Below are 18,290 nucleotides of genomic sequence, written 5' to 3' on the forward strand. Positions count from 1 at the left end.
GATGGTGGCTCAGAGTGATAGCCGTACCCCAATGCCGCAGGAAGGTTCGGACCCATGAGCAATGTCATCCAGCACTGGCGCGACGGCAAGATCTTTGCCGGGACTTCGACCGCCACCGCCCCGGTAACCAACCCGGCCACGGGCGCGGTGACCGGTGAGGTCGCACTGGCCAGCGTGGATGACGCGCGCGCGGTGATCGACGCCGCCGTGGCGGCCTTCCCGGCCTGGCGCGACACGTCGCTCGCCAAGCGCACCTCGGTGCTGTTCGCGTTCCGTGAGCTGCTCAACGCCCGCAAGGAGGAGGTGGCCGCGCTCATCACCGCCGAGCACGGCAAGGTGCTCTCCGATGCCCTCGGCGAGGTGAGCCGGGGCCTTGAGGTCGTCGAATTCGCCTGCGGCATCCCCAGTCTGCTCAAGGGCGGATTCAGCGAGAACGCCTCGACCAACGTGGACGTGCACTCCGTGCTGCAGCCGCTGGGGCCGGTCGGCATCATCTCGCCGTTCAACTTCCCGGCCATGGTGCCGATGTGGTTCTTCCCGATCGCCATCGCCGCGGGCAACACCGTGGTGCTCAAGCCCTCGGAGAAGGACCCCAGCGCTGCGCTGTGGATGGCCCGCCTGTGGGCCGAGGCCGGCTTGCCCGAGGGCGTGTTCAACGTGCTGCAGGGCGACAAGACCGCGGTCGACGAGCTGCTGACCAACCCCAAGATCAAGGCGATCTCCTTCGTCGGCTCCACCCCGATCGCGCAGTACGTCTACGCCACCGCCACCGCGGCCGGCAAGCGCGTGCAGGCACTGGGCGGGGCCAAGAACCACGCGGTGATCCTGCCCGACGCCGATCTGGACCTGGCCGCCGACGCCATGGTCAACGCCGGTTTCGGCTCCGCCGGTGAGCGCTGCATGGCCATCTCCGCCGCGGTCGCCGTCGGTCCCATCGCCGACGACCTGGTGGCCAAGATCGCCGAGCGCGCCGCAACCATCAAAACCGGTGACGGAACCAAGGATTCGGACATGGGCCCGCTGGTCACCAAGGTCCACCGCGACAAGGTGGCCTCCTACATCGATGCCGGCGAGGCCGATGGGGCCAAGGTCGTGCTCGACGGCCGCACCGTCATCGCCAACGGCGGAGCCGACGGCTTCTGGCTGGGCCCGACCCTGCTCGACAACGTCACCCCCGAGATGAGCGTCTACACCGACGAGATCTTCGGCCCGGTGCTGTCGGTGCTGCGCGTCGAGTCCTACGACGAGGCTCTTGAGTTGATCAACAACAACCCCTACGGCAACGGCACGGCGATCTTCACCAACGACGGTGGCGCCGCGCGACGCTTCCAGAACGAGGTCGAGGTCGGCATGGTCGGCATCAACGTGCCGATCCCGGTTCCCATGGCCTACTTCAGCTTTGGCGGCTGGAAGGCTTCGCTGTTCGGCGACAGCCACGCCCACGGTGCCGAAGGCGTGCACTTCTTCACCCGGACCAAGGCCATCACCACCCGCTGGCTGGACCCCAGCCACGGGGGCATCAACCTCGGCTTCCCCGAGAACAAGTGAGAGAATTTCACCCATGACTGTGATTCAAGAGTCCGCCGCGCTGCCCAACGGGTTGACCGTCGAGGCGGCGAAGGCCGAGGCCGCGCGGGCCTATGAACTCGACCGCGCACACGTGTTCCACTCCTGGTCGGCGCAGGAGGAGATCTCGCCGATGACGATCACCGCCGCGCAGGGTTCGTACGTGTGGGACGGCGACGGCAACCGCTTGCTGGACTTCTCGTGCCAGTTGGTCAACACCAACATCGGCCACCAGCACCCGAAAGTTGTTGCCGCCATTGCCGAGCAGGCCGCCAAGCTGTGCACGGTGGCCCCGCAGTACGCCAACGCGGCCCGCTCGGAGGCGGCCCGGCTGATCGCCGAGCGCACCCCCGGTGAGCTGAACAAGGTGTTCTTCACCAACGGCGGCGCCGACGCGGTCGAGCACGCGGTGCGGATGGCCCGCCTGCACACGGGTCGCTACAAGGTGTTGTCCCGCTACCGCGCCTACCACGGTGGCACCGACACCGCGATCAACCTGACCGGTGACCCGCGGCGCTGGCCCAACGACCGCGGCAACGCCGGCATCGTGCACTTCAACGGACCGTTCCTGTATCGCTCGTCGTTCTACGCCGAGACCGAGGAACAGGAATCCCAGCGCGCGCTGGAGTACCTCGACAAGCTGATCCAGATGGAGGGCCCGACCACCATCGCCGCGATCATCCTGGAGTCGATCCCGGGTACTGCCGGCATCATGGTGCCCCCGCCCGGATACATGGCCGGGGTGCGGGAGATCTGCGACCGCTACGGCATCGTGTTCATCGCCGACGAGGTGATGGCGGGATTCGGCCGCAGCGGAAAGTGGTTCTCCATCGACCACTTCGACGTGGTGCCGGACCTGCTCACCTTCGCCAAGGGCGTCAACTCCGGTTACGTGCCGCTTGGTGGTGTGGCGATCAGCCCGGCCATCTACGAGACGTTCGCGCATCGGGCCTACCCGGGTGGGCTGACCTACTCCGGGCACCCGCTGGCCACCGCGGCCGCCGTCGCGACCATCAACGCGATGGCTGATGAGGGCATGGTCGAGAACGCGGCCACGATCGGCGCCGAGGTTCTGGCACCGGGCCTGGCCGAGCTGGCCGCCAAGCACCGCAGCGTCGGTGAGGTGCGCGGCGCCGGTGTGTTCTGGGCCGTCGAACTGGTCGCCGACCAGGAGACCCGGGAGCCGTTGGCGCCCTACGGTGGCTCCAGCCCGGCGATGAACGCCGTGGTCGGCGCGTGCAAGGCCAACGGTCTGCTGCCGTTCGCCAACTTCAACCGCGTCCACGTGGTGCCGCCGTGCAACGTCACCGCGGAAGAGGCGCGCGAAGGTCTGGCGATCCTGGACAAGGCGCTCGACGTCGCCGATCAGCACACGAACTGATCTCCAGGGCTGTCCTTCACTGAGACTGCACTCAGGGACGAGAATCGCGAGATATCTGTCCCTGGGTGCAGTTTCGGTTTCCGCTACGGGGCTATCGCCCGCTGTTGAGCCACGATCAGGTCTTTGATCTCGGCGACGCGCTCATGGACCGAACGTAGGAGCTTCGAGGTCTTCCAACGCGGCCATCGCCCCAGCGTAAGTGCGCGCGAATGCGTCGGCCATGCGATCACCACACCCTGCGGATAACTTCGTTGGCCCCTGATTCGCGGCGCAAGTTGGGACACTGGACTCGTGCGTTCACCTGCCCAGTGCTGGCTAACCGACATGGACGGCGTCCTGGTGCGCGAAGAACATGCGCTCCCGGGTGCCGCCGAATTCCTGCAGACATTGGCCGACAAGGAACGGCCATTCCTGGTGCTGACCAACAACTCGATCTTCACGCCGCGTGACCTCGCTGCCCGGCTGGCGCGCTCGGGCTTGATCGTCCCCGAGGCTGCGATCTGGACGTCGGCGCTGGCGACCGCGGCGTTCCTCGACGATCAGCTGCCGGGCGGCTCGGCCTATGTGATCGGTGAGGCCGGGCTGACCACCGCGCTGCACGAGGCCGGTTACACCCTGACCGACATCGCGCCGGACTACGTGGTGCTTGGCGAGACCCGCACGTACTCGTTCGAGGCGATCACCAAGGCCGTCCGGCTGATCCTTGGCGGTGCCCGGTTCATCGCCACCAACCCTGACGTCAGCGGTCCGTCGGCGGAGGGGCCGCTGCCCGCGACCGGATCGGTGGCCGCGATGATCACCAAGGCCACCGGACGCGACCCCTACTTCGTCGGCAAGCCCAATCCGATGATGTTCCGCAGCGCGCTCAACCGCATCGCGGCGCACTCGGAGAACACCGTCATGGTGGGGGACCGGATGGACACCGATGTGGTGGCCGGGATCGAGGCGGGGCTGGACACCATCCTGGTGCTCACCGGGTCGACGTCGGTCGAGGACATCGAGCGCTATCCCTTCCGGCCCAGCCGGGTGCTGCCGTCGATCGCCGAGGCGATCGAGCTGATCTGAGATGACCATCGAGCCCATCGACTCGTACTTCACCGCGACGGTATCGGCGCTGACCGCGGCGGGGCCCCGGGATCTGCCCGCACTGTCCGTGCCGAATCCCTTGGCGCTCTTCGATGCTCAGCTGGGCAGCAGGCATCTGGACCTGACCGCGCGCTGGCTGCGCTCGCAGGGGCGGGGTTTCTACACCATCGGATCGTCCGGGCACGAGGGCAATGCCGCCGTCGCCGCGGCCCTGCGCCCCAGCGATCCGGCGCTGCTGCACTACCGGTCGGGCGGCTTCTACCTGGCCCGCGCCGCGCAGGTCGACGGGTCCGATCCGCTTCGGGACGTGCTGCTCGGACTGGTGGCGGCCACCGCCGAACCGATCTCCGGCGGACGGCACAAGGTGTTCGGCCGTCACGACCTGAGCATCATTCCGCAGACCTCCACCATCGCCTCACACCTGCCACGGTCGGTCGGGGTGGCCTTCTCGATCGCCCGCACCCGCAAGCTCGGCGTGGCCTGCCCGTGGCCGGAGGATGCGGTGACGGTGTGCAGTTTCGGCGACGCCTCGGCCAACCACTCGACAACGGTGGGCGCCGTCAACGCGGCCCTGCACGCCGCCTACCAGGGCCTGCCGATGCCGCTGCTGTTCGTCTGCGAGGACAACGGTATCGGGATCAGCACGCCGACACCGCGCGGCTGGATCGCCCGCGCCTACGGGGACAGGCAGGGGCTGAGGTACTTCGCGGCCGATGGTTGCGACGTCGTCGACGCGTTCGACACCGCACGCGCTGCGGCCGATTGGGTCCGCCGCGAACGCAAGCCCGCATTCCTGCATCTGCGGACGGTGCGGTTGATGGGACATGCCGGCACCGACTACGAGCAGGCCTACCGGCGGCCCGCCGACATCGTCGCCGACTATGAACGTGACCCGGTGCTCAACACCGCGAGAACACTTGTGGCCCATGGCATCCTGACGCCGGAACAGGTGCTGGAACGGTATGAGGGCAAACGCGCCGAGGTGATGGGCCTGGCCCGGGAGGTCAGCGGTTGTCCGCAGTTGGACAGTGCGACGGCGGTGATGCAACCGCTGCGCGACACGCTGGACGACGCCAGGGCGGTGTCGGTCATCGCGCCGGGTGAGCCCGGTGGTCCGCCGCTGACCCTGGCTCTGGCCATCAACCGGGCGCTGCAGGAGGTACTGCAGGCCCATCCGGAGACGATCGTGTTCGGTGAGGACATCGCCCGCAAAGGTGGGGTTTACGGCGTGACCCGCGGCCTGCAGGCCGCCGCCGGGCCCGCGCGGGTGTTCGACACCCTGCTAGACGAACAGACCATCCTCGGACTGGCCCTGGGAGCCGGCGTCTCGGGCCTGGTGCCGATCCCCGAGATCCAGTACCTGGCCTATCTGCACAACGCCGCCGACCAGATCCGCGGTGAGGGAGCCACGCTGCAGTTCTTCTCCAACCGTCAGTACCGCAACCCGATGGTGGTGCGGATCGCGGGCTACGGCTACCAGAAGGGATTCGGCGGTCACTTCCACAACGACGACTCGATCGCCGCGATCCGCGACATCCCGGGGGTGGTGATCGCCTCACCGGCCCGGCCCGACGACGCCGCGGCCATGTTGCACACCTGCGTGACCGCCGCGAAAACCGCTGGCGCGGTGTGTATCTACCTTGAGCCGATCGCCTTGTATCACACCAAGGACCTCCACGCCGACGGCGACCAGCAGTGGCTTGCGCCCTATCCGCAGGGGCCGGTGCGCATCGGTGCGGCCCGCACCTACGGCGACGGCGCCGACCTGACCATCCTGACGTTCGCCAACGGGCTGTGGATGAGCCTGCGGGTGGCCCGTCGCCTGGAGCAGGCCGGGATCGCCGCGCGAGTGGTCGACCTGCGATGGCTGTCACCGCTGCCGGTCGAGGACATGCTGCGTGAGGCAGAGGCGACGGGGCGGGTGCTCATCGTCGACGAGACCCGTCGCACCGGGGGTGTGGGGGAAGGTGTGCTGGCCGAACTCAGCGACCACGGCTTCACCGGCCGGGTGCAGCGGGTGTCCAGCGCCGACAGTTTCATCCCGCTGGGCGACGCCGCACTGGAGGTGCTGTTGTCCGAGGACACCATCGAGGCGGCCGCGGTGAAACTGGTGGGTGAACCGGCTTGATAGCTTGACTCCCATGGCCGAATCCGTAACGCCGGACCCGACCCGCCCGCTGGCCGGGGTGCGGATCATCGAGATCTCCAGTTTCGTCGCTGTGCCGCTGGCCGGCATGACCCTGGCCCAGTTGGGTGCCGAGGTGGTGCGGGTGGACCCCATCGGGGGTGCTGCCGACTATCACCGCTGGCCGCTCGCCGACGGCGGCGACAGCATCTACTGGGCCGGGCTGAACAAGGGCAAGCGCTCGCTGGCCGCCGATATGCGCTCACCCGAGGGGCAGCAGCTGGTACAGCGGCTGATCGCCGAGGCCGGCGTTCTCATCACGAATGTGGCCGGGCGGCAGTGGCATTCGTACGACGAGCTGTCCGCGCTGCGCCCCGACCTGATCCACGTCGAGGTATCGGGGCGCGCCGACGGCGGCACCGGGGTGGATTACACGGTCAACGCCGGGCTGGGCTTCCCGATGGTCACCGGGCCCGCGCAGTTGTCCACCCCGGTCAACCATGTGCTTCCAGCCTGGGATGTCAGCTGCGGGTTGTACGTGGCGCTGGCAGTCAGTGCCGCGCTGCGCCACCGCGATTCCACCGGTGAGGGCGCACGGATCAGCATCCCGCTGGAGAACGTCGCACTCGCCACGGCGGGCAACCTCGGATTCCTGACCGAGGTGATGATCAACGGCACCGGCCGCGAACGGCTCGGCAACACCCTGTACGGCACCTACGGGCAGAACTTCACCAGCAGCGACGGCGTCGGCTTCATGCTCGTGGCGCTGACCGGCCGGCATTTCCGCGACCTCACCGAAGTCACTGGCACCACCAAAGCCGTTGCCGCCCTTGCCGAGGCCTTCGGTGCCGACTTCAGCGACGAAGGTCAGCGCTACACCCACCGCGACGCCCTGACCGGACTGTTCACCCTCTGGTTCAGCGAGCACACCGCCCAGGAGATCAGCGCGGCACTCTCGGGTACGTCGGTGCTCTGGGAGCGGTACCGCAGCTTCGCCGAGGTCGCCGTCAACGAGCGGGTGGTCGCCAACCCGCTGTTCACCCCGCTGGAGCAGCCCCGCATCGGCACCTACCTGGCGCCGGGCCTACCCGTGTCGATCGGTGGGATGTATCCGCCCGCCGTTCCCGCGCCCGCGCTCGGGGATGACACCACCGCCGTGCTGGCCGAACACCTTGGCCTCGGTGCCGACCAGATCGCGGCACTGACCGAATCCGGCACCGTCGCAACGGGTACCGACGAGCGGTGAGCACGCTACTGACGCTGTTGGACGTCCGGGTAGATGGTGCCGCCGACGGAGAGGTCTTCACAGGGCAGGCCAGCGGTCCGGCCGGCAAGCGGGCCTACGGCGGTCTGATGGCCGCGCAGAGCCTGGCGGCCGCCTGCCGGACGGTGGGCGACGATCGGGCACCGACCAACATGCACCTGCAGTTCCTGCGCGGCGGGGACGCCGGGGAAGCCGCCGAGTATCGCGTGCAGCATGTGTACGACGGCCGCACCGCCTCGGCCCGGCGCGTCGAATCGTATGAGCACGGCCGAATGCTGACGACGGCGACGGTGTCGTTCGCGACGGCGCTCGCCGGGCCCGAGCACGGGCTGAGTGCGATGCCGCACGATCCTGAGGTGCTGCCGTGTACCGGCCCGCCCGGCCCGGCGCCGTCCCTGCCGCTCGACGAGTTCGACATCCGCATCGCCGACGACGGGGAGGGCGACGAGTTCGTACGCCGGATGTGGTGGCGGGTCACCACCGACCTGCCCGAGGATCCGTTGGTGCATACGCTGATCGCGGTCTACATCAGCGATCTGTACGGGATCGATCCGGCGTTGGCCGTGCACGGGCACAGCATGCGGTCGCGCAGTCACCGCGGCGGCACAACCGATTCGTCGATCTGGTTTCACCGTCCGGTGCGCGCAGGGGAGTGGAATCTGCTGGAGTCGCGCTCCCCGGCCGCGGCGCGGGGCCGCGGCCTGATCACGTCAAGCCTGTTGCGCGCCGACGGTGCGGTCGCCGCCACCATGGTGCAGGAGGGGTTGGTCGCCGAGCGCGATCCGGCCTGAGTTTCTGCCCGCCAACCGCTTCCGCGTCACGTTCACGACGTAAGTGAGCGCCACGCCCACGATCAGTGCGACCACCACACCGAGCACCCGGTGATCACCGAACAGCGGGTAGACCTGGTAGTGGGTGAGGTAGATGTAGAGCGACGCCTCGGCGAGCAGACCGCAACCAGTCGCCACGATTGCGGGACAGCGCACCGCGGATAGCCAGATCAACAGTGCGAATCCGGCCAGCACCAGGGTTTCTCGGCCAGTGTTGTCGAAGTAGCCGTGCAGGCCGACCACCAGCACCAGCGTGACGATCGCGCGCTGCCAGGTGGCCGTGGCCTTGGCCGCCGCCCATCCGGCAGCGAAGAACCAGAACGCCAGCACCGTGAACCAGGCGTCGCGGCCCAAGCCGAAACCGGGTAGGTCGTAACGCAATACCAGACCCAACGCCAGGAACGCCGCGGCGAAGGCGAAGGGACGCCGCCGCTCCAGCCGGTCGGCGCCCGGCAGCGCGCACACCGCGGTCAGCGCCACCAGGATCCAGAACAGCACTTCGACGAACCACAACCGTCCCGCGGTCATGCTGTCGTGCGGCCCGAGGAACTTGTTGGCCAGCAACAGGTTCGACGCGCGGTAGTCGTCGGTGATGATCAGCGCGACGGCGACCCACACGATCGAGGGCACCGCGATCCAGGCCATCGTGTTGCGCAGGTGGCGCAACCGCGTCAGCCGCGGCACCGGTGTCAGGCAGAACCGGCCGAAGTTGTAGCCGGCCACCCCGAGCAGGACGTGCGCACCGCCCCACAGCGCGAACAACTCGGCGTGCGAGCCGACGATGAGCACGATGGCCGCCGCGCGCAGCGCGACACTGGTTTCCACGGTTGCCCATCGGCGTGATCGGGGTGTGCAGCTGTACTCCAGCTCACGCAGCGGCATCCGGTGCCAATCCTTCGGCAGCCGGCCCAGGGCACGTTCCAGCCGGACCGACATCGCCACATAGGACAGCGAGTTGCCCCCGAGGTCGACGAAGCTGGCGTCGCGGTCCATGGATTCGGCGGGGAGATGGAGAACCTCGGCGAAGAGTTCCCTCATATCCGTGACGTCGGTGACGGGTGGTTCGGCAGCCAACGTGCGCACCGCGGCGTAGTCGGGCTTGCCCGAGACCAGCCGGGGCAGTTCGGGGACCAGCACGGCGCGCACCGCCGCGGCGGGCACGCCCGCCGCGGTGGCGGTCAGTTGTTGCACTTGGGAGGCGCTGGCTCCGCCGGTGTCGACGGCTGCGACGGCGAGGGAGTCACCGTCGTCAGTGCACAACACGGTCACCCCGCGGTCGGCCAGCGCGCCTTGTAGGCGATCCAGGTCGATGCGCAGTCCGAACAGTTTCACGAACCGGCTACTGCGGCCGATGATCTCGTACAGGCCGTCAGGGGTGCACCGGGCGATGTCGCCGGTGCGCAGCTCCTCGACGGTGGCGCCGAGGGCGAGATCCTCGGGCTGTCGCGCGTACCCGAGCATCACATTGGCACCGCGGTAGATCAGTTCGCCGGTGCCGTCGGGCCACGCGGCGCCGGGGCGGATGGACAGGCTGCCGCCGGGGATCGGACGGCCGACGGCCTCGGGGTGTGACAGGGCCAATTCCGGTGGCAGATAGGCGATCCGGGCGGTCGCCTCGGTGGCCCCGTACATCACGACCAGCTGCCAGCCGCGGCGTCGTCCCAGCGCTGCGAAGTGGCGCACCCGGTCGGGTGCCATCTGTCCGCCGGCCTGGGTGATGTAGCGCAGGTGAGGGAGGTCCATGGAGTCGAAGCCGATGCGGTCGAGCAGCTCGAATGTGTGGGGTACCCCGGCGAAGGTGGTGGCGCGGTGGCGAGTGAACAGGTCCCAGAATTCGTCGTCGACCACCGAGCGGTCCGTGAGGATCAGGGCGGCGCCGCGCAGCAGGTGGCTGTTGACCACCGAAAGGCCGTAGCAGTACGACAGCGGCAATGTGGTTGCCGCCCGGTCATTCTCATTGATACCGAGGTACTCGGCGATGGCGGCGGCGTTGCTTGCCAGGTTGGTGTGGGACACCCGGACCAGCTTCGGTGACCCGGTGCTGCCCGACGTCGACATCAGCAGGGCAAGGTCGTCGTGCAGTCGGTGCGCGCTGTGGGCGCGCCGATGGTGGATGCCGGCGGCGTCGATCACGGTATCGGGGGAGTAGGTCCCCAGGATCTCGCGGTGATCGCCGCCCGCGGGTACCGGCAGGGATACGTGGCCACCGGCGAGTGCGCCCAGGTAGTGCACCAGGGTGGGCAGGTCGTTGCGCGCTTCGAGGAGCACGAGTCGACGTTCGGGGCCCAGCGCCGTCGAGGCCCGCGACACGAGATCGGCAAGAGTCGAGTAGCTGACCTGCTGGGTCTCGGTCACCACCGCGATCCGGTCACCGTGAGCCCGCAACGCCTCGACGATGGAGTTCAAGGCAATGCCGTCCCGGTGCCACGCACGTCGATTCGGACCTTGGTGTCGCAGGCCGGCGGATTCAGGCTGTGCTGCCGCACGACGATGGGCTCACCGGCCGCCGGCGGTTCGATGGTGAGCAGCACGTCGTGGCCGAGGAACTCGGTGGCGACCACGGTCCCCACGGTGGCCGCCGCTTCAGCGTCATCTGTGCTGTCCGAAATCGCTGTGGCGACAAGCTGTTCAGGCCGCAGTACCAGAGTGCAGGGACCCTCGGCGGCGCCGGACTGGACCGGTATGCGGCCCAGCGCGCTGTCGGCCCATCCGGACGTGACGGTGCCGGGCACCGTGATGCAATCTCCGAGGAACTCGGCGGTGAACCGGTCGGCGGGTTGGCGGTACACCTGCTCGGGCGTTCCGACCTGGGTGAACCTGCCCTCGCGCATCACCGCGACCTGATCGGAGATCGACAGCGCCTCCTCCTGGTCGTGCGTCACGATCAGGGTGGTCACCCCGGTGTCGGACAGCGCCCTCGCCACGGATTTGCGGGTGGCCGCGCGTAGCCCTGTGTCGAGGGCGCTGAACGGCTCGTCGAGCAGCATGAGCACCGGCCGGCGGGCCAGTGCCCGGGCCAGTGCGACGCGCTGCTGCTGCCCGCCGGAGAGCTGGTGCGGCCGGCGTTGCGAGAATGAGGAATCCAGGGACACGGTGTCCAGCAGTTCACTGACCCGGGCTCGGGCCGCGGCGCCGCGCTCACGTAGGCCGTAGGCGACGTTCTGGGCCACCGTCAGGTGCGGGAACAACGCGCCGTCCTGCGCCACATAGCCGACGTCGCGGCGATGCGGGGCGACAGTGTTTGTGGGGCTTGCCATCTGGCGGCCTGCGATGGTCACGGTGCCCGCGTCGGGAGATTCGAAGCCGGCGATCACCCGCAGCAGCGTGGTCTTGCCGCAGCCGGACGAGCCGACCACTGCGGTGATGGTCCCCGGTGTCAGGGTCAGGTCGATACCGTCGAGCACCGCAGTGCCGTTGAAGGACTTGCGAAGTCCACGTACCTGCAGAACATCGTCGGTCACAGGGCGGCCACCTTCGTCGACTGGCGCAACAACATCAGGGTCACGGGGATCGACAGGGCGATCAGCATCAGGGCGTAGGGTGCCGCCGCGGCGTAGTCCAGTTCGCTACTCAGCGACCAGAACCGCATCGCCAGGGTGCGGGTGCCGGTGGGTGCCAGCAGCAGCGTCGCCGTCAATTCCGTTGCCACCGCGACGAATACCAGCGAGGCGCCGGCAGCGGCGGCCGGGGCGGTCAGCCGGAGGGTGACACGCACGAACGTGCGCGCCGGCGACGCACCCAGCGAGCGTGAAGCCTCTTCCACCGACGGCGGCACCTGCGCCAGGCCCGAGCGCAGGCTGACCAGCGCGCGCGGCAAGAACAACAGCACATAGGCGCAGATCACCAGCGCCGCAGTCTGATAGAGCGGGGGAGCGTACCGGATCGCGACGGTGACCAGGGCCAGCGCGGTGACGATGCCGGGCATCGAGCTGGTGATGAAGTTGGCGCCCTCGATCGAGCGGGCCAGCAGACCGCTGTAGCGGACGGCGACCCAGGCGAACGGAAAGGCCAGCACGGTGGTCAGGACCGCGGCAGCAGCGGCGAGCGTGGCCGTCTGGGTCAGCGCGGTACCGATCTCCGTCGCATCCCACACCTGCGTGCCGCCGATCCAGAGCCAGCGCGTCAGCGTCCACAGCGGCACCCCCAGCGCCAGTGCGGCCAGCGCCAGCAGCCCGACAGTGGCGGGCAACATGGTGCGGCCCAGGCGCATCGGCGTGCCGGCGCGCTGGGCGCCGGAACCGATCCGCGCGAACCGGGCGTTGCCACGGGCCGCCGCCTCGGTGACCAACAGCAGCAGGCACAACAGCACAAGGACGGCGGCCAGGGTGGCGCCGGCGGCGCCGTCGAAGGTGGCCTGGAACTGTTCGAAGATCGCGGTGGTGAAGGTCGAGAAGCGGATCATCGCGAAGGCGCCGTACTCGGACAGCAGGTGGACACCGATCAGCAGGCCGCCACCCAGGATGGCCAGACGCAGCTGCGGCAGCACCACCCGGAAGAACACCCCGGACGATCCGGATCCCAGCGCCCGGGCCGATTCCTCCAGCGCCGGGTCGATGCGACGCAGGGTGGCCGCGGCGGGCACATAGACGAACGGGAAGTACGACAGCGTCGCGATCAGAATGCCTGCCGGCATTCCGTGCAGCGTCGGCAGCACGCTGACCCACGCGTAGCTGTTGACGAACGCCGGAACCGCCAGCGGCGCGACGAACACCGGCCGCCACCACGTACGTCCCGGCAGGTCGGTGCGCTCAACCAGCCACGCCGCACCCACCCCGAGCACCACGCACACCGGCACGGTGATCACGACCAGGCCGACGGTGTTGAGCAGGAGTTCTCCGACCCGGGGCCGCACCACCAGCTCGATCACCCGGTGCGGACCGGTGGTGATCACCGACCAGGCGACGTAGCCCAGCGGGATGAACGTGGCCGCCAGCAACAGCACCACCGCGGCGCTCAGCCCTGGTCCCGGCCGGGCACCTACGGAGCGCTGCGGTGTCGCCTGCTGCGTTGACGGGGGCTCGGTCGCGACCAATTACAGCAAGCCAGCCTTTGTCATCAGGTCGGTGACCTTGGCGGCATCGAGTGTGGACGGGTTGACCTCGGGAGCCTGCAACGTGTCCAACGGCGGCAGCGCCGGGTTGGCCGCGACGCCACTGGCGACCGGGTATTCGAACGAGGTGCCCTTCTGCAGCACCTCTTGACCGGCCTTGCCCGTGACGAACCGGAGGAACTGCTGGGCCTGGTCCTGCTTCTTGCTGGATTTCAGAACCCCGCCGCCCGACAGGCTGACGAAGGCCCCGGGATCTTGGTTCTTGAAGTAGTGCAGTGCGGTGTTGCCGCTGATCTCCTTGGTCTTGGACTGATCACGGAACCAGTAGTAGTGGTAGATGATTCCGCCGTCGACCTGGCCGTCGTTGACGGCGCGCAGTGTCGCGATATTGTCTTGGAGCACAACGGCATTGGTCTTCAGGCCGGCCAGCCATTGCGCGGTGGCCGGCTCACCCTTCAGTTCGAGGATGGCCGCGACGATCGCCTGGAAATCCGCCTTGGCCGGCGGTGCGCCCCATCGGCCCTTCCACTGCGGCTGCTGTAGATCCATGATCGAGTGCGGCAGCTGGTCGGCCGGGAGCTTGGCCTTGTTGTAGACGAACACCGTCGAGCGCGCCGCCACGCCGGTCCACTTGCCCGACGAGGGCCGGAACTGGGCCGGGACCTGCTCGAGGGTCTGCTGCTCGACGTCGGAAAACAGCCCGGCCTTCTCGACCGCGGCCATCGCCGGGGAGTTCTCGGTGAGGAACACGTCGGCGGGTGAGGCGTTGCCTTCGGCCACCAGCTGGTTGCCGAGTTCGGTGTCGCCGCCCTGCCGGTAGGTGACCTTGATCCCGGTCTCCTTGGTGAACGCGTCGATCCACTCCTTGGTGAGGGACTCGTGCTGGGCGTTGTAGATCAGCAGCTCGTCTGACTCAGAACTGGAGCATCCGACCATGCCGGCTGCGACCGCGACGGCGGACAGGACAACAGCAACCCGGCGGCTCCAACGTGAGCGCATCAAGTGAATCCTCTCGGTATTAGCTGAGCATCACCTAAGGACACTACCGGGGTGGACGGGCGCGGAGCCGGAGACAGCGGGAATCGCCGAGCGGCGGACACTCTCGAATAGTCGGGCTAACCGAAGGCTCCCGAGTTCTCGTTCACGCCGGCGGGCGTGAGGACATCGTCATCGGCGGCCGCGTCGGCACAGCGCAGAGGTGTGGCCGACTTCCATGGACCCGTTCCGTCGCTGTAGCGCGGGTTGGGAACAGGTCGGTCGTTCGTGGTGCCTATCGTCGGGACTTCCCAAAAGAACGTTGTGCCGTAAGCAAATCCATCGGCAGCAACGGCACCGTCGTAATTGCCCACGATCTTGTTGTAGTCCCCGGGGCTGTACAACTTCGTGTCGAAGCTCACGTGCACCCGGTCACGGTAGATACCGCCGTCCATTGAACCGTCCACCACCGTGCCGTTGTTGAACACGAAACGGGCCTGCTGTCCTCTTACGCTCGACTCGCGGGTGTCGAACTCCAAAGTGTTTCCGTTCGGGTTGTTCAGTTGGGTGTACCCGTCGAACCGCCACTGTTGACACGGATCGGCGTGTGCGGTCGACGTGCCGGACAATCCGGCGAGACACGCGGCAACAGCCGTGATCACCACGATTGTGGTGCGGCCGATTCGCACCGGTGGCTGCTGGTTTTGCATTGCCGCCTCCTCCTGCCCTGGATTCATCGTCGCGTTGACGGTCGGGGAGGGCATGAGTAGCGGGCTACCCGAATTACATCGACTCACGACGGCAGTCCCGGTGGACCTGTGGATGAAATCCACGCTGGGGATAACTCGGCCTGACTGAGCCCGTTCTGTCGGACCGTGTCCGCACGGTGTGGTCATGAGTTCTCTGACACGGGCCGAGATCGGCGCACTGGGTGAACAGCTGGCCGTCGAACATCTGGCGGCACAGGGATTGCGCACGTTGACCCGCAACTGGCGGTGTCGTTACGGCGAGCTCGACGTAATCGCCGTGGACGTCGCCACGAACACGGCGGTCTTCGTCGAGGTGAAGACCCGTACCGGCGACGGCTTCGGTGGGCTGGCCGAGGCGGTGACGGCGCAGAAGGTGCGCCGGATCCGGCGGTTGGCGGCGCTGTGGCTGGCCGAACAGGAGGTTCGCTTCGCCGCATTGCGCATCGACGTGGTCAGGGTGCGCCTCGGCCGCCGCCGAGAACCCGAGCTGACGCACCTCAAGGGGGTGGGCTGAGATGGGTTTGGGTAGAGCCTATTCGGTGGCCGTGCGCGGGGTGGACGGCGTCATCGTGGAGATCGAGGCCGACATCACCTCGGGGCTGCCCAGCGTCAACTTGGTGGGGCTGCCCGACACCGCCCTGCAGGAGTCGCGGGATCGGGTGCGCGCGGCCATCACCAACTGCGGCAATGAGTGGCCGATGTCGCGCCTGACGCTGGCGTTGTCCCCGGCCACGTTGCGCAAGGTCGGTTCGGTCTACGACGTGGCACTGGCGGCGGCGGTGCTCTCGGCGCACACCAAGACGGCGTGGGCGCGGCTGGAAAAGTCGGTGCTGCTCGGTGAACTCGCCCTCGACGGCCGGGTCCGGCCGATTCACGGTGTGTTGCCGGCGGTGCTGGCCGCCAAACAGGAGGGCTGGCCCACGGTGGTGGTGCCGGTGGACAACCTGGCCGAGGCCAGCCTGATCGACGGGATCGAGGTGTGCGGTGTGCGGACCCTGCGGCAGCTGCAGGCCTGGCTCGATGGCAAGGGGGATCTGCAGGCCCGCGTCGCCGCGACGGGGCGGGCGCCGGAGCCGATGGCAGACCTGGCCGACGTGGTCGGACAGGGTCAGGCCCGCTACGCCGTCGAGGTGGCGGCCGCGGGTGCGCATCACCTGATGTTCACCGGTCCGCCGGGTATCGGGAAAACGATGTTGGCGCAACGGCTTCCGGGGCTGTTGCCGCCCTTGTCGTCGGCTGAGTCGCTTGAGGTGACGGCGGTCCATTCCGTTGCCGGGTTGTTGGCGGGGGATACCCCGTTGATCACCCGACCGCCGTTTGTGGCTCCGCACCACACCTCGAGCGTGGCCGCACTGGTCGGTGGTGGAAGCGGGTTCGCCCGCCCCGGTGCGGTGAGCCGGGCGCATCGGGGTGTGTTGTTCCTCGACGAGTTCCCGGAAATGGGATCGAGTGCCCTGGAAGCGCTGCGAACTCCCTTGGAGGACGGCGAGATCCGGTTGGCTCGCCGTGACGGTGTGGCGTGCTATCCGGCCCGGTTCCAACTTGTCCTGGCGGCGAATCCCTGCCCGTGCGCGCCGCCGAACTCGGCTGACTGCGTCTGTTCGGCCCAAGCCAAGCTCCGGTACAGGGGGAAGTTGTCGGGGCCGCTGGTGGATCGTGTCGACTTGCGGGTGGAGCTGTACCCGGTCAGCGCGGGGGCGTTCATGCCGCAGGCGGGCGAGTCCAGCGCAGTGGTGCGTGAGCGGGTCGCGGCCGCGCGCCTCGCCGCCCAGGAACGGTGGAAACCCTATGGGATCGGCACCAACGCCGAGGTCAGCGGCCCGCTGCTGCGGCGCGACTTCCGATTGCCCAAAGCCGCGATGGAACCGCTGCGGTCGGTACTCGACCGTGGCGTGATCAGCATGCGCGGCGCCGACCGGTGTCTGAGGGTCGCGTGGACCCTGGCGGATCTGGCCGGACGGACCATCCCCGCCCATGAAGACGTCGCCGCCGCATTGAGCTTCCGGCAGGCCGGGGGTGTGTCATGACCGACGAGGTGCGGCGCGCATGGGCGTATCTGTCGCGGGTGGCCGAACCGCCGTGCCCGCAGTTGACGGCCTTGGTCGCGCATGTCGGTCCGGTCGAGGCGGGCGGCCGGGTCAAGGCCGGTCAGGTCGATGCCGAGTTGTTGCGCCGCGTCGAGGGACGCCGGGAATTCGATTGTGCGGCAGACGACCTGAATGTCCTCGACAGAATGGGCGGGCGTTTGATCACACCTGATGACGACGAGTGGCCGCTGCTGCGCTTCGGGGCCTTTCGCGGGGATGAGGTGCAAAAGCGTCGGAACGGTCACCCACCGTTGGTGTTGTGGGCCGTCGGGCCCGCGCGCCTCGACGAGGCGGCCGAGCGGGCCGCGGCGATCGTCGGAACCCGCGCGGCCACCGCCTACGGCGAGCACGTCGCCGCCGAATTGGCCGCCGGTCTGGCCGAACGGGATGTCACGGTGGTGTCCGGCGGGGCCTATGGCGTCGATGGGGCAGCCCACCGTGCAGTGTTGGCATGTGAGGGAGTGACGGTCGCAATCGTGGCCGGCGGTATCGACAACCCGTACCCGGCCGGGCACAGCGCGCTGTTCCACCGGATCCGCCAGGACTGCCTGTTGGTCAGCGAGTACCCGCCCGGGATGGCGCCGGGCCGGTTGCGGTTCCTCACCCGGAACCGGTTGGTGGCCGCCCTTTCCGGGGCGACCGTGGTGGTGGAGGCCGGGTTACGCAGCGGCGCCGCCAACACTGCGTCGTGGGCCAAGGCGCTGGGCCGCTCGGTGTGTGCCGTCCCGGGTCCGGTGACCTCGGCTGCATCGGCGGGCTGCCATGCGCTGCTGCGCAATGATGCTGTCCTGGTGGACCGGGCCGAGCAGATCGTCGAACTCGTCGGTCGCATGGGCGAACCGGCACCGGAAGAGCCCCATCCCTCTGCGCCGCTCGATGGGCTCGCGCCAGTTGAGAAACAGGTCTATGACGCGCTGCCGGCGCGCGGTGCCCACACCGTGGACGAGATCGCGATGCTCGCCGCGCTGCCTCCGCACCAGGTGCTGGGGCCGTTGACGATGCTGGAGTTCGCCGGGCTGGTCGAAAGCGTCGACGGATGCTGGCGGATCACGCGTCGGCGACGCGTCCGCCCACCAGCTCCCGGGTCGGCAGGGGAGAAGCAGGTATCCGCATGAACGAGGAACGGGTAGACCTGGATGCGATGTCGCGGCGACCCGAGGCCGCATTCACGTAGCAC

At 68.4% G+C, this 18,290-nt stretch carries 14 protein-coding genes; 9 read left to right on the forward strand and 5 right to left on the reverse strand.

The window, feature by feature from the left end; translation table 11 throughout:
- Positions 1-54: 54 nt before the first annotated feature.
- The 6 genes from TX88_RS13830 to TX88_RS13855 all read left to right on the forward strand — a co-directional run bounded on the left by TX88_RS13830 (position 55) and on the right by TX88_RS13855 (position 8,213).
- Positions 55-1,548, forward strand: a complete 1,494-nt coding sequence (locus TX88_RS13830) for a CoA-acylating methylmalonate-semialdehyde dehydrogenase (RefSeq protein ID WP_044517523.1) — start codon at positions 55-57, stop codon at positions 1,546-1,548.
- A 13-nt stretch (positions 1,549-1,561) separates the two neighbouring features.
- The gene (locus TX88_RS13835) at positions 1,562-2,947 is read left to right on the forward strand and encodes an aspartate aminotransferase family protein (RefSeq protein ID WP_044517524.1); all 1,386 of its coding nucleotides are present in this window, start codon (positions 1,562-1,564) and stop codon (positions 2,945-2,947) included.
- Between the two features lie 291 nt (positions 2,948-3,238).
- Positions 3,239-4,012 carry an HAD-IIA family hydrolase gene (locus tag TX88_RS13840; protein WP_044517525.1) on the forward strand — a complete coding sequence of 258 codons (774 nt, stop codon included), beginning with the start codon at positions 3,239-3,241 and terminating at the stop codon, positions 4,010-4,012.
- Between the two features lies 1 nt (position 4,013).
- Positions 4,014-6,161, forward strand: a complete 2,148-nt coding sequence (locus TX88_RS13845; RefSeq protein WP_044517526.1) for a thiamine pyrophosphate-dependent enzyme — start codon at positions 4,014-4,016, stop codon at positions 6,159-6,161.
- A 13-nt stretch (positions 6,162-6,174) separates the two neighbouring features.
- The gene (locus tag TX88_RS13850; protein WP_044517527.1) at positions 6,175-7,404 is read left to right on the forward strand and encodes a CoA transferase; all 1,230 of its coding nucleotides are present in this window, start codon (positions 6,175-6,177) and stop codon (positions 7,402-7,404) included.
- The gene (locus TX88_RS13855; RefSeq protein ID WP_044517528.1) at positions 7,401-8,213 is read left to right on the forward strand and encodes an acyl-CoA thioesterase; all 813 of its coding nucleotides are present in this window, start codon (positions 7,401-7,403) and stop codon (positions 8,211-8,213) included. The genes TX88_RS13850 and TX88_RS13855 overlap by 4 nt, the downstream gene beginning before the upstream one ends.
- Here the strand turns inward: TX88_RS13855 and TX88_RS13860 are convergent.
- The 5 genes from TX88_RS13860 to TX88_RS13880 form a co-directional block, all read right to left on the reverse strand.
- Complete coding sequence (locus tag TX88_RS13860; RefSeq protein WP_044517529.1) at positions 8,133-10,658, reverse strand: AMP-binding protein; 2,526 nt, start codon at positions 10,656-10,658, stop codon at positions 8,133-8,135. The two genes, TX88_RS13855 and TX88_RS13860, sit on opposite strands and share 81 nt — an antisense overlap.
- A complete protein-coding gene (locus tag TX88_RS13865) occupies positions 10,655-11,713 on the reverse strand; it encodes an ABC transporter ATP-binding protein (protein WP_044517530.1) in 1,059 nt (352 codons plus the stop codon). The genes TX88_RS13860 and TX88_RS13865 overlap by 4 nt, the downstream gene beginning before the upstream one ends.
- Positions 11,710-13,284: an ABC transporter permease gene (locus TX88_RS13870; protein WP_044517531.1), complete on the reverse strand. Its 1,575-nt coding sequence runs from the start codon at positions 13,282-13,284 to the stop codon at positions 11,710-11,712. Before TX88_RS13870 ends, TX88_RS13865 begins: the two co-directional genes overlap by 4 nt.
- On the reverse strand, positions 13,285-14,301 hold the full coding sequence (locus tag TX88_RS13875; RefSeq protein ID WP_044517532.1) for an iron ABC transporter substrate-binding protein: 1,017 nt from the start codon (positions 14,299-14,301) through the stop codon (positions 13,285-13,287). It abuts the gene before it with no gap.
- A gap of 116 nt (positions 14,302-14,417) precedes the next feature.
- Complete coding sequence (locus TX88_RS13880; protein ID WP_168441822.1) at positions 14,418-14,987, reverse strand: hypothetical protein; 570 nt, start codon at positions 14,985-14,987, stop codon at positions 14,418-14,420.
- 184 nt (positions 14,988-15,171) lie between these two features.
- On the opposite strand from TX88_RS13880, the gene TX88_RS13885 reads away from it, so the two are divergent.
- From TX88_RS13885 to dprA, 3 genes are read left to right on the forward strand one after another with little or no spacing between them, the layout of a single operon-like run.
- Entirely contained in the window at positions 15,172-15,540 is a 369-nt protein-coding gene (locus TX88_RS13885; RefSeq protein ID WP_044517534.1) for a YraN family protein, read from the forward strand.
- A 1-nt stretch (position 15,541) separates the two neighbouring features.
- Positions 15,542-17,053 carry a YifB family Mg chelatase-like AAA ATPase gene (locus TX88_RS13890; RefSeq protein ID WP_044517535.1) on the forward strand — a complete coding sequence of 504 codons (1,512 nt, stop codon included), beginning with the start codon at positions 15,542-15,544 and terminating at the stop codon, positions 17,051-17,053.
- Positions 17,050-18,228, forward strand: coding sequence for a DNA-processing protein DprA (dprA, locus tag TX88_RS13895; protein ID WP_044517536.1), 1,179 nt, complete (start codon positions 17,050-17,052; stop codon positions 18,226-18,228). Before TX88_RS13890 ends, dprA begins: the two co-directional genes overlap by 4 nt.
- Positions 18,229-18,290 lie beyond the last annotated feature (62 nt).

Source organism: Mycolicibacterium septicum DSM 44393, assembly GCF_000455325.1.
Classification (GTDB): domain Bacteria; phylum Actinomycetota; class Actinomycetes; order Mycobacteriales; family Mycobacteriaceae; genus Mycobacterium; species Mycobacterium septicum.